Genomic DNA, 10,810 nt, shown 5'->3' on the forward strand with positions numbered 1-10,810 from the left:
TTTAGCGCGAGGCTTGGTTGAAGGGGACACGCTTGGCGTTGAAGCTCTTGTCGAAGCCCTGCGACACGTCGATGTGCTTGAGCAGCAGGCCTTCCTGTTGATAGGTGTCGGCGGTCGCTTGCAGGCCGCTGATCACCCCATTGTCGATAGTGACCGGGTTCAGGCGGGTGTCCTTGGCCACCGTCACATGCACGTCCAGCGGCAGGCCGGTGATCCTGGCCTGGGCGGCAGCGTATTCATTGGGGTGGGTGTTGGCCCAGGCATACGCGCGGTCGACGCGGGCGACAAAGTCTTCGAGCTGCGGGCGCTTGTCGGCGATGGCCTGGCTTGTGGCGGCGAGGTACAGGTGGTTGCTCAGCAGTTGGTTGCCGCTGATCAGCACGCGGGCCTGGCTTTGTGAAGTGACCACGGTGGTGTACGGGTCCCAGGTGGCCCAGGCGTCGGCGGTGCCGTTATCCAGCACCAGGCGTGATTCGCTGGGCAGCAGGAAAATGAACTGCACGTCCTGGGTGGTCAGGCCGGCGGTGGCCAGGGCCTTGATCGCCAGGTAATGGCCGATGGAACCGCGCCCGGTGACGATCTTCTTGCCCTTGAGGTCGGCAACGGTCTTGATCGGCGAGTCCTTGGGCACGACCAGGGCGGTGGTGGTGCGCCCTTCGGAGTGGATGATGCTGACCACCTTGAGGGAGGCACCGGCACCGAGGGCGAACACGTACGGCGCATCACCGAGGGCGCCGATGTCCACGGCACCGGCGTTGAGTGCTTCGCCCAACGGCGAGGCAGACGGGAACTCAGACCACTGGATTGCATAGGGCACGTTTTGGCTTTCGCCAGAGGCTTCCAGTAGCGCCTTGATTGTCGATTTCTGGTTGGCCACCCGCAGCGGTTGCAGGTCGGCGGCAGCGGCGCTGCCGATCAGGCCAAGGGCGAGGGCGGTGCCCAGGAGCAGGCGTTTGAAAGGGCGGTTGTCGAGCATGGGGCAAACTCCAGGCGTTTGGTGTCTTTCAAGGGATACCTCCGCCTGGAGAAGGGGTCGGATTCCATCACATGTACGGGGTGGGTCAGATCACATGGAAACCATGGGTGCCGTCGCGCGCCAACTGGTCGACCAGGCCGAATTCCCAGTCCAGATAGGCCTGCATGGCTTCCCTGGGGTTGTCGGTGCCTTCGTACGGGCGGCGGTAGCGGTCGATACGCGGCGAGGCCAGGTGGGTTTCGCCTGCTTCCAGCGGCAGTTGCGCGTTGATCCAGCCGGTAGTGCCGTCCTGCAGCAGGAACACCTGCTTGCCGGTGAGGGTTTCGACTTCAGCCACCGCCAGGCGCGCCAGTTGGCTGCTGCCGCAGGTCAGCACGTAACGCTGGGCGGCGGGCACCTTGGTCAGGGCCTCGGCGAGTTGTGCACGCAGTACCCACCAGGCTCCGGGGATATGGCGCTTCACGTAGTTGGCGCTGGCGGTGAAATCCAGCACCACAGTGTCGCCGTGGGCGAGCCAGTCGACGAGGGTATGGGGGCTGATCAGTTCGGCCTGGGGCGGCGCCGGTACCGGTGCGACCCAGGCGCCTTGCTCGCTGAAGTGCGCCGCTTGCAGGTCATCCAACACGTGCACTTCCCAGCCCAACTGGGCCAGCCAGGACGCGGACATGTTTGCGCGCACACCGTCGTCATCTGCCAGTACCAGCCGGGCACCGCGCACGCTGGCGAAGTGATCGGTTTCCTGCACCAGTTGCCCGCCCGGCGTGGAGCGTGCGCCTGGCAGGTGACCGGCTTCGAATTCTTCCGGGGTGCGTACATCGAACAGGTAGGTGGTGCGTGTGGTTTGCTGCTGCCAGGTGTGCAGGTCGCTCAGGGTGGCACGGCCCACGCGGGCCTTGTCGGCGACACGCCGCGCATCGACGGCGGCGACCAGGCGGTGTTCTTCCGAGGTCGGCGCAAAACGCCGTGCTTGGCCATGGGCAAGCTTCTGCCCGGCCAGGGTCCAGCCGATGGTGCCGTTGCGCAGGGCCGACACCGGGTTGGCTACGCCGGCATTGATCAGCGACTGAGTGCCGATAATGCTGCGGGTACGTCCGGCGCAGTTGACGATGATGCGGGTGGCCGGGTCCGGCGCCAGTTCGCGGGCGCGCAACACCAGTTCGGCCCCCGGCACGCTGATGCCAGTGGGAATGCTCATGGTCTGGTATTCGTCGAAACGCCGGGCGTCGAGCACCACCACATCGGCCTGGCTGTCGAGCAGTGCCTGCACCTCTTCAGCGGCCAGGGACGGCGTATGGCGTTCGCTTTCCACCAGTTCGCCGAACGCCTTGCTCGGTACGTTGACGTCGATGAACAGCTCGCCACCGGCCTTGCGCCAACCGTCCAGGCCGCCTTCAAGCAGGCTGACCTGGGTGTAGCCCAAGGCAACCAGGCGCTCGGCGGCGCGGGCGGCCAGGCCTTCACCGTTGTCGTACACGGTGACCTGGGTATCGCGCCGTGGAATGCGCGCATACACCTCCAGCTCAAGCTTGGACAGCGGGATGTTCGCGGCAAACAGCGGATGGGATTCGGCGAACGGCGCTTCTTCGCGCACGTCGATCAGTGCGACTTCTGCATGGTCCAACAGGGCCTGGCGAATCCGGGCAAAGCTGCGGGTGGATACGGTGGTCATAGGGCAAGGCTCTTTTCTTTGGACAAATCCCAGATATTCGGGAGGAAGGCGTTGGAATAACCGGAGATAAACAGTTTCTCGCTGCCATCGGGCTGGTACACCGCGCGGCGCACCGCACCGATATTGGCGCCGTACACATGGATGCTGATGGACACCTGGTCGCTGTGGGCGTTGCTCACCTGGTGGATGTCGCCGACCTTGGGCGACACCGCTTCAACCTGGCCCGGCACCAGCTGGATCGGCTTGCCCTCGGCCACCAGGCAACCGTCAAGGGCGCGTTCAAACCCTTGGGAAAACTCTGAGCCGCGCAGCATGCCAATCAGGCCCCATACCCGGTGGTCGTGGATCGGTGTGCTTTGCCCCGGCCCCCACACAAAGCTGACGATGCTGAAACGCTGGCGTGAATCGGCATGCAGCAGGAACTGCTGGTAGCGCTCGGGATCGGGTTGGGCGAATTCGTCGGGAAGCCAGTCGTCATGGCTGACCAGTTGCGCCAGCAGCTTGCCGCCACGGTGCAGCAGGTCGCCTTCGCGTGGATTACCGTCGATCAATTCCGCCAGGGCGCCTATGAAGGCTCTGAGTCTCTCGGGGTGTCGGGCCTGGGTCATGACAGTTCCATCGTGCGGTCGGTGGTGATGGGTTTATATAAGCATAATGTTTATAGTTAATATGCTATTTTTTAATGATTAGCTTATAGCTGAAGGTAATTTAGAACTGGTCTGAATAGCGCTAGACGTTATCGATCACAGCGCGGGCTATCCAGGCAGCTTTCCTGCAACTATGCTTCGCACACATCTTAATGACTGTTCTCTATGTGCGGCCCAAATGAAAATTGACGATATCGATGCCTTTGTCGAAGTAATTCGTTGCCAGTCCATCAGCCACGCCGCCGAGTCGTTGCAACTGACCCAGCCGGCCATTACCCGTCGCGTGCAGAACTTCGAGCAGGCGTTGGGGGTGGAGTTGTTCGACCGCAACACCAAACCCCTCAAGCCCACGCTGATCGGCACCCGCGTCTACGAGCAGTGCCGGTTGATCCTGCGCGAGATGGATGCCCTGCGCGAACTGGTGGCCACTGACGCACCGCCCACTGGCCTGTTGCGCCTGGGTGTGCCGCAGACCATCGGCGATGTGGTGTTGCTGGATGTGCTCAAGCACCTGCGCACCGAATACCCCGACCTGCGCGCCCAGGTCGCCACGGGGTGGGGCAGCCAACTGGTGGGCAAGATCGAACGCGGTGAACTGGATGCGGCGGCGGCGTTGTTCCCGGCGGGCAAGATCTTCCCGGACAACATCGTCGGTGAGTCCATTGGCAAGATGGAACTGGTGGTGGTGTGCACCAAGGCCCAGTTGCCGAAGAAACCTTGCAAGCTGGCGGATGTGTACCAGAACGGCTGGATTCTCAACCCGGACGGCTGCGGCTTCCGTGCGGGCTTGCAGCGGACCTTGTCCGATCAGGGCCTTGCGCTGCGGGTCAACCTGGAAACCTTCGGCACCGAGCTGCAATTGGGCCTGGTGGCGGACGGCCTGGGCCTGGGGCTGGTGCCGCGCCCACTGCTGGAGCGCAGCGCCCATCGCGAGCACCTGGCGGTGATGCCGCTCAAGGACTTCAAGCCGGTGATGGACCTGTGGCTGATCTACCCGCACTTCCTGGGCAACCTGCAAGGGCCGGTGGATGCGTTTGGCAAGCTGGTGGCTGCCTCGTTGCACAGGATCAAGGATGCTGCCTGATATGAAAAAAAATAATAATTAGCTTAGATTAAAATGTGCTTTTTATTATTTTTTTGCATCCCCTAGGCTTGCCTGGAAGTCCTTAAGGCCATCCAGGAAGTTTTGCCATGAGTAGCGTCACCCCGATTTCCAGCGTTTCCAGCAACACCGTCCGCCAACGCGTTACTCCGCAAGAATGGGACGTGCGCGTCAAGCTGGCCGCCGCCTATCGCCTGGCGGCCTTGTACAAATGGACCGACCATATCTATACCCACTTCTCCGCCCGCGTGCCGGGGCCGGAGGAGCATTTCCTGATCAACGCCTTCGGCTTGCTGTTCGATGAAATCAGTGCGTCCAACCTGGTCAAAGTCGACCTCGACGGCACTATCGTGGATGACCCGACGGGCCTGGGCATCAACTACGCCGGCTACGTGATCCACAGCGCCATCCACGGCGCGCGTCACGACCTGCAAGCGGTGCTGCATACCCATACCCGCGACGGCATCGCGGTGTCGGCGCAAAAAGACGGCTTGCTGCCGATCTCCCAGCACTCCATCGGTTTTTCCGGGCGCGTGGCCTATCACGGTTATGAAGGGATTGCCCTCGACCTTGACGAGCGCGAGCGGTTGGTCGCCGACCTGGGCGACAAAAGTGTGATGATCCTGCGCAATCATGGGTTGTTGACCGCGGGCGTCAGCGTAGAGCATGCGTTTCAGCAACTGCAGCAACTGGAGCGGGCCTGCAATATCCAGATTGCAGCCCAGACAGCGGGGAATGCGGAGTTGATCTTCCCGCCGCAGGAAGTGGTGGAGAAAGTCGAGCAACAGGCCAAGGCGCACGCCAGCGGCGAAGGTCCGGGCGTGGCGCGGCATTGGAATGCGCTGGTCCGTCAGTTGGAGCGTAGCGATACCGACTACAAAAACTGATCTTGATGTGGGAGAGGGCAAGCCCCTCCCACATTGGTTTTGCGTTTTTCTCAGGCTACTTGTTGTGCCTGTTCGCGTTCTGCGATCAATTGGCGGGTGAGGGGGATCAGGCGCTTGCCGTAATCGATCGCATCATTGAGCGGGTCGAACCCACGAATCAGGAACGTGGTGATCCCCAGGTCGTAGTAATCCACCAAGGCTTCCGCGACCTGCTCAGCGGTGCCCACCAGCGAGGTGGAATTGCCCTGTGCACCGAGCAACCCGGCAATCCCGGTCCACAAGCGTTTATCCAGCCGGGCACCTTGAGCCGCCGCGGCGAGCAGGCGGCGCGAGCCTTCGTTGGGCGGTTCACGCCGCACAAAGCCGTTTTTCTCGGCCAGCTCGGTCGCCTGCTGCAGGATGCGCTCGGCCCGTGCCCACGCCAGCTCTTCGGTCTCGGCGAGGATCGGCCGCAACGACAAGCTGAAGCGAATCGTGCGCCCATGCCTGGCTGCTTCGGCGCGTACCTGGGTGACGATCTCGCGCACCTGCTCGTAGGTTTCGCCCCACAGCGCATACACGTCGGCATGCTTGCCCGCCACTTCAATCGCCGCTTTGGACGAGCCGCCGAAATACAGCGGGATATGCGGCTGCTGTGGCGACTTCACCGTGGAGTACGCACCTTCGACCTGATAGTAGGTGCCCTTGAAGTCGAAGGGCTGCTCGCTGGTCCATTCCTGGCGCACCACGCTCAGGTATTCGTCGGTGCGGGCGTAGCGTTCGTCCTTGCCGATATGGCTGCCATCGGCGCGCAGTTCACGGTCGTCGCCGCCGGTGATGATGTGCACCGCTGTACGCCCGCCGTTGAACACATCGAGGGTGGTGAATTGGCGCGCGGCCAGGGTGGGCTGGGCGAAACCGGGGCGGTGGGCGATGAGAAATTGCAGTCTGGTGGTCACGCTGGCGGCGTGGGAGGCGATCAGCGTGCTGTCCGGGCTGTTGGAGTGGAAGGCCACCAGGGCGCGGTCGAAACCGGCGTCTTCGTGGGCGCGGGCAACGCTCTCGACGTAGTCGGGTTGCAGGGTAGGGCCGCTGCGCGGATGGATCTCGGAAGCGTGATGGCCGCCAATGTAGCCGATGAATTCGATGCTCATGGTCTGTCCTTGTCTTGGGTGTGATTACCACCTCCACCGGGCAGGGGGTCGGTTATTCGCGTCCAAAGTAGGGGCAGGGGCGGGGTCTGTAAAATGCCGATTGGTTCTAACCTAATTATTAAAATGTTGAATTATGAAATGGTTTATATATCAGTAAACTGCATTTACTGAGCGCCCTTGCTGGCGGTTGGATGCGACACCTGCAAAGGCCGGGCACGTCTGCAACTCACACACGCCTGCACCTCAAACCTGCTCCTCCCCCCGCAATTGCACACTCATGTCATCGCAGTTTTTCGCCCAGTCGCTGAGCCATTGCGGCATCGGTGGCGAGGTCTCATCCAGGCCCAGTTCCTTCACAAAGTCGCCCGGGGGCAGGGTGCCCTTGGCTGAACGGAACAGCCCGCGCATCACCACCACGCCGACCACCCGGCCGTTGCTCACGAAGCGGTGCTCCATCAGGCTCCACTTGTGGTCCCAGCCGAGCATGCGTGTGTGTACCTCAAACACTTCGAACAGCTTCAGCTCGCGACGGAATTTGCCCCAGGTATCGCCGACGATCGGCAGCGCCTTGTTGCGCAATGCCACGCGAAAGGCCCCGGTGCGCAATACGAAATCCATCCGGGCAACGTCCGCCAGGGAAAAGTACCGGCCATTGGTGACGTGTCGGTTGATGTCCAGGTCCAGCGGCCACACGCGCATGCGCACCACCGTGGTGTCCAGGCCATGCACAAGTTTGCGCCAGGGGCGCCGGGACAGCATGAAGAGCAAGCGAAACCACAGATTCATCCAAAGCACCTGACAGTTGTTCAAAGGCAGCACTGTAGGGGCGTGGAATCCGCTAAGGTAGATGCACAAATGACTTATTACATGCGAAAAACGCAATCGGGTTTTTATCATGCATATCACCTTGCTTCTGGCTGATCGCTGCTCCGCCGCCAGCGCCACCACGGCCCTGGAGATGCTCAGCGCCGCCAACCTGTTTGCCGACTCACCGCCTTTCGAAGTCGCAGTGGCTTCCCTGGACGGTCACGCCGTGGTGGCCTGGGGTGGTCAACGCCTGCAGGTTGATCACGCGCTGGCGCAGATCGTGCGGACTGACCTGGTGTTGATCCCGGGCTTTCTGTTCACGCTGAAGGAGGCCCTACCGACCTTTCCTGCGTACGCGCCCTGGCTGCGCAAACAGCACGCACGTGGTGCGGTATTGGCTTCGATGTGCACCGCAGCTTTTCTATTGGCTGAATCCGGCGTACTCCAGGGCCTGCGCGCCACGACCCACTGGGCGTTTGCCGAGTTGTTCCGGCGCCGCTACACCGACGTGAGCCTGGAGGACGCGCAGCTCCTCTGCGAAGAGAACCGTGTGATCACCAGCGGCGGGGCGACTGCAGCGATGGACTTGATGCTGCACCTGATCCGCCGGTTCGGCTCGCCGGAACTGGCCCATACCTGTGGCCGATACCTGCTGATCGATAACGTGCGCAGCGAACAATCGGTGTATGCCATGTGGTCACTGCCCAAAAGCCATGGCGACGGTGAGGTCCTGCGGGTACAGCACTGGCTGGAACAACACTTTGCCGAACCCTTGGTGATTGACGAGGTGGCTCGGCAATTCGGTTTTGGCGTGCGCAATTTCAAGCGGCGCTTCAAGGAGGCTACCGGCTTCACGCCCATTGCCTACCTGCAGACCCTGCGTCTGGAACGGGCCAAGCAAATGCTGGAGGCGACCCGCATGACCCTGGAAAGCATCACCTACGCGGTGGGCTACGAAGACAGCAATTCATTCCGTCGCCTGTTCCAGCAACGGGTAGGTGTGTTGCCGGCGGCGTATCGCAAGAAGTTCCTGGTCCGGCCGGCTTGACTCAGGGGCGCGGCAACAGATCGGCAAGGCGTTGCTGTGGATCGACCGTGACCTGCATGAATTACAGGCGAAAAAAAACCGGCTGATCAGGCCGGTTTGGGGTTCCCGCAAACAGCGCGGGATTATGCGTTGTTGCCTTGCAGGCGATCAGCACCGCCTTCGGCCAGGCCACGTTCCTGCAAGCGGTCAGCACCGCCTTCGGCCAGGCCACGTTCCTGCAAGCGGTCAGCACCGCCTTCGGCAAGGCCACGTTCCTGCAAACGGTCGGCGCCACCTTCGGCTACGCGGTTACCTTGCAGACGGTCAGCACCACCTTCAGCGACACGGCGTTCCAGCAGGCGGTCCGAACCACCTTCGGCAACACGGTTGTCTTGCAGGCGGTCTGCACCACCCTCGGCGACGCGGCTTTCGATCAGGCGATCCGAACCGCCTTCAGCCACAACCGGGTGGGCAAAAGCATTGGCAGCGAGTACCGAGAAAGCGAGGCTAAGCAAGATTTGGCGTTTCATGATTGTGTGCTCCGAGTGTTTTGATTTAAGTGTTGCCGGGTATGGGTTTGATGTTACGCGTTGCATTTTTTAAGAGAACTTCATTGGGCTGATGGTGACTATCGACGCCAGCGATGGCTCGTGTGGGCGAGCCATCGCAGGGCCGGTTATGGCATCTGCGGCAGTTCCTGCGGGCGCAGGTCGAACACCAGCACCTCGGCGTCCTCGCCCTGGCTCAGGCGGATCTGCCGCTCATCCCGCACCCGGGCGCCGTCGCCTTCCTGCAAGCGCTGGCCGTTGATTTCAACACTGCCCCGGGCCACATGGAGGTACACATGGCGATCGGGCGGCAGGTCCAGAGTCGCGGTTTCATCGCCGTTGAACAGCCCGGCATACACCCGTGCGTCCTGGCGCACGCTGAGGGAGCCATCGGCACCGTCCGGCGAGATGATCAACTGCAGGCGCCCACGTTTCTGGGCCTCGCTGAAGTGTTCCTGCTGGTAGCGCGGTTCGGCACCGGCCACGGCAGGCACGATCCAGATTTGCAGAAAGTGCACGCCACGGGTCTGGCTGTGGTTGAACTCGCTGTGGGCCACGCCGCTGCCGGCGCTCATCAGTTGCACATCGCCGGGGCGTATCACCGAGCCGGTGCCCAGGGTGTCCTTGTGTTCCAGGGCGCCTTCGAGCACATAAGAGAAGATCTCCATGTCGCGGTGCGGGTGCTGGCCGAAGCCTTTGCCGGCGGCAACACGGTCATCGTTGATCACCAGCAGGTCGGAAAACCCCTGTTCCTGCGGGTTCCAGTAGTTGGCGAACGAGAAGGTGTGGAACGACTTCAACCAACCGTGATTGGCGGCGCCGCGTTCGGAAGCTTTGCGAAGGGTCAGCATGGTCTTGTCCTCAAGTGGGAGCGGGCTGCGGTATGCAGGGCTCCGGCGTTGAGAAGAAGGTTAATGGTTACTGGGTTATTCATTAAGAAGATGAAAACTGAATAACTGTCTCGTTCAGGTTGACAGTTTCGAGCGTGTCATAATGCCCGCCGTATTCCTTCCCGATGGACCTTACCTGCTATGAAAACCGTGGCCATGGCGCTGTTTCCGGACTTCCTGCTGCTCGATATGGCCGGGCCGCTCGAGGTGTTTTCCATTGCCAACCGCTACCTGCCGGCGGCGGCGCATTACCAGATCCTCACCCTTGGCACCGAGCCCGGTCCGTTGCGCGCCTCCAATGGGGTAGCGGTGCAGACGGACCTGCTGCTGGACCAGGCCCAGGACGCCTACGATCTGCTGCTGGTGCCCGGTGGCCCCGGTGCCTATAACGAATGTCACCCGGCACTGCTGCCGTGGCTGAGGGCCGCGGCCCCACGGGCGCGGCGCTTCGGTTCGATCTGCACCGGGGCCTTTGTGCTGGGGCATGCCGGGCTGCTGGACGGTCACCGCGTGACCACGCACTGGCACTACACCGAGCGACTGATCAAGGCGTTCCCCAAGGCGAGGGTCGAAACGGATCGCATCTACCTGCAGGACGGACGCTTGATCACCTCGGGCGGCGTCACCGCCGGCATCGACCTGGCGCTGTCGGTGGTGGCCCAGGACCATGGCAAGCAAGTCGCCGTGGACGTGGCCAAGGTGTTGCTGGTGGTGATGAAACGCCAGGGCGGCCAGGCCCAGTTCAGCCCGATGACGGCGGCGGTGGCACCGCAGGAGACCACGATTACCCGGGTGCAGAACCATGTGCTGGCGCATCTGGACCAACCGTTCACCATCGAGTCCATGGCTGAGTTGGCCGGCATGAGCGCCCGCCATTTTGCGCGGCTGTTCGCCAAGGAAGTGCAGATGACGCCCATGGTCTTCCTGCAAGGCGCGCGCATCGACCGCGCCCGGCAGTTGCTGGAGACCACCGACCTGCCGCTCAAGACCGTGGCTTTTCACGCAGGCTTCGGCAGCGTGCGGCACATGCGCTTTCTGTTCAGTGAAAAACTGGGCCTCAACCCGACCCAATACCGACAGCAGTTCAGTTAACGACAGAATGTCCGTCTCGCGCACCCGAATGT

Annotated in this window: 11 protein-coding genes; 4 read left to right on the plus strand and 7 right to left on the minus strand. The window is 62.1% G+C overall.

Annotated elements, in window-relative coordinates; all coding sequences use genetic code 11:
- Position 1: 1 nt before the first annotated feature.
- The 3 genes from M2497_RS13735 to M2497_RS13745 all read right to left on the minus strand — a co-directional run bounded on the left by M2497_RS13735 (position 2) and on the right by M2497_RS13745 (position 3,253).
- Entirely contained in the window at positions 2-976 is a 975-nt protein-coding gene (locus M2497_RS13735) for an ABC transporter substrate-binding protein (RefSeq protein ID WP_248487966.1), read from the minus strand.
- An 85-nt stretch (positions 977-1,061) separates the two neighbouring features.
- On the minus strand, positions 1,062-2,645 hold the full coding sequence (locus M2497_RS13740) for a rhodanese-related sulfurtransferase (protein WP_248487967.1): 1,584 nt from the start codon (positions 2,643-2,645) through the stop codon (positions 1,062-1,064).
- Positions 2,642-3,253 (minus strand): cysteine dioxygenase, encoded by a 612-nt coding sequence (locus M2497_RS13745; protein ID WP_248487968.1) that lies wholly within the window; start codon positions 3,251-3,253, stop codon positions 2,642-2,644. Before M2497_RS13745 ends, M2497_RS13740 begins: the two co-directional genes overlap by 4 nt.
- Positions 3,254-3,470: 217 nt before the next feature.
- Between M2497_RS13745 and M2497_RS13750 the strand changes: the two genes are divergently transcribed.
- Together M2497_RS13750 and M2497_RS13755 are read left to right on the plus strand one after the other, a co-directional pair.
- Entirely contained in the window at positions 3,471-4,376 is a 906-nt protein-coding gene (locus M2497_RS13750) for a LysR family transcriptional regulator (RefSeq protein WP_248487969.1), read from the plus strand.
- Positions 4,377-4,483: 107 nt separating this feature from the next.
- Positions 4,484-5,281 (plus strand): class II aldolase/adducin family protein, encoded by a 798-nt coding sequence (locus tag M2497_RS13755; protein WP_248487970.1) that lies wholly within the window; start codon positions 4,484-4,486, stop codon positions 5,279-5,281.
- Between the two features lie 50 nt (positions 5,282-5,331).
- On the opposite strand, the gene M2497_RS13760 is transcribed toward M2497_RS13755, so the two are convergent.
- Both M2497_RS13760 and M2497_RS13765 read right to left on the minus strand, forming a co-directional pair.
- Entirely contained in the window at positions 5,332-6,414 is a 1,083-nt protein-coding gene (locus M2497_RS13760; RefSeq protein ID WP_248487971.1) for an LLM class flavin-dependent oxidoreductase, read from the minus strand.
- 243 nt (positions 6,415-6,657) lie between these two features.
- Positions 6,658-7,200, minus strand: a complete 543-nt coding sequence (locus tag M2497_RS13765; protein WP_248487972.1) for a thioesterase family protein — start codon at positions 7,198-7,200, stop codon at positions 6,658-6,660.
- Between the two features lie 109 nt (positions 7,201-7,309).
- Between M2497_RS13765 and M2497_RS13770 the strand changes: the two genes are divergently transcribed.
- Positions 7,310-8,269 (plus strand): GlxA family transcriptional regulator, encoded by a 960-nt coding sequence (locus M2497_RS13770; protein ID WP_248487973.1) that lies wholly within the window; start codon positions 7,310-7,312, stop codon positions 8,267-8,269.
- Positions 8,270-8,391: 122 nt separating this feature from the next.
- Here M2497_RS13770 and M2497_RS13775 read toward each other — a convergent pair whose 3' ends face one another.
- The gene (locus tag M2497_RS13775; protein ID WP_248487974.1) at positions 8,392-8,778 is read right to left on the minus strand and encodes a hypothetical protein; all 387 of its coding nucleotides are present in this window, start codon (positions 8,776-8,778) and stop codon (positions 8,392-8,394) included.
- 146 nt (positions 8,779-8,924) lie between these two features.
- The gene (locus M2497_RS13780) at positions 8,925-9,647 is read right to left on the minus strand and encodes a pirin family protein (protein ID WP_248487975.1); all 723 of its coding nucleotides are present in this window, start codon (positions 9,645-9,647) and stop codon (positions 8,925-8,927) included.
- Between the two features lie 180 nt (positions 9,648-9,827).
- Here M2497_RS13780 and M2497_RS13785 point away from each other — a divergent pair, with 180 nt between their 5' ends.
- Positions 9,828-10,778, plus strand: a complete 951-nt coding sequence (locus M2497_RS13785; protein ID WP_248487976.1) for a GlxA family transcriptional regulator — start codon at positions 9,828-9,830, stop codon at positions 10,776-10,778.
- Positions 10,779-10,810: the final 32 nt, after the last annotated feature.

Origin of the sequence: Pseudomonas sp. CYM-20-01 (genome assembly GCF_023169845.1) — a bacterium.
Classification (GTDB): Bacteria; Pseudomonadota; Gammaproteobacteria; order Pseudomonadales; family Pseudomonadaceae; genus Aquipseudomonas; species Aquipseudomonas azotoformans.

What these genes read in the sequence shown, in the direction of transcription:
- M2497_RS13735 (WP_248487966.1), bottom strand. Translation starts at nt 976, where the DNA reads ATGCTCGACAACCGCCCTTTCAAACGCCTGCTCCTGGGCACCGCCCTC.
- M2497_RS13740 (WP_248487967.1), bottom strand. Translation starts at nt 2,645, where the DNA reads ATGACCACCGTATCCACCCGCAGCTTTGCCCGGATTCGCCAGGCCCTG.
- M2497_RS13745 (WP_248487968.1), bottom strand. Translation starts at nt 3,253, where the DNA reads ATGACCCAGGCCCGACACCCCGAGAGACTCAGAGCCTTCATAGGCGCC.
- M2497_RS13750 (WP_248487969.1), top strand. Translation starts at nt 3,471, where the DNA reads ATGAAAATTGACGATATCGATGCCTTTGTCGAAGTAATTCGTTGCCAG.
- M2497_RS13755 (WP_248487970.1), top strand. Translation starts at nt 4,484, where the DNA reads ATGAGTAGCGTCACCCCGATTTCCAGCGTTTCCAGCAACACCGTCCGC.
- M2497_RS13760 (WP_248487971.1), bottom strand. Translation starts at nt 6,414, where the DNA reads ATGAGCATCGAATTCATCGGCTACATTGGCGGCCATCACGCTTCCGAG.
- M2497_RS13765 (WP_248487972.1), bottom strand. Translation starts at nt 7,200, where the DNA reads ATGAATCTGTGGTTTCGCTTGCTCTTCATGCTGTCCCGGCGCCCCTGG.
- M2497_RS13770 (WP_248487973.1), top strand. Translation starts at nt 7,310, where the DNA reads ATGCATATCACCTTGCTTCTGGCTGATCGCTGCTCCGCCGCCAGCGCC.
- M2497_RS13775 (WP_248487974.1), bottom strand. Translation starts at nt 8,778, where the DNA reads ATGAAACGCCAAATCTTGCTTAGCCTCGCTTTCTCGGTACTCGCTGCC.
- M2497_RS13780 (WP_248487975.1), bottom strand. Translation starts at nt 9,647, where the DNA reads ATGCTGACCCTTCGCAAAGCTTCCGAACGCGGCGCCGCCAATCACGGT.
- M2497_RS13785 (WP_248487976.1), top strand. Translation starts at nt 9,828, where the DNA reads ATGAAAACCGTGGCCATGGCGCTGTTTCCGGACTTCCTGCTGCTCGAT.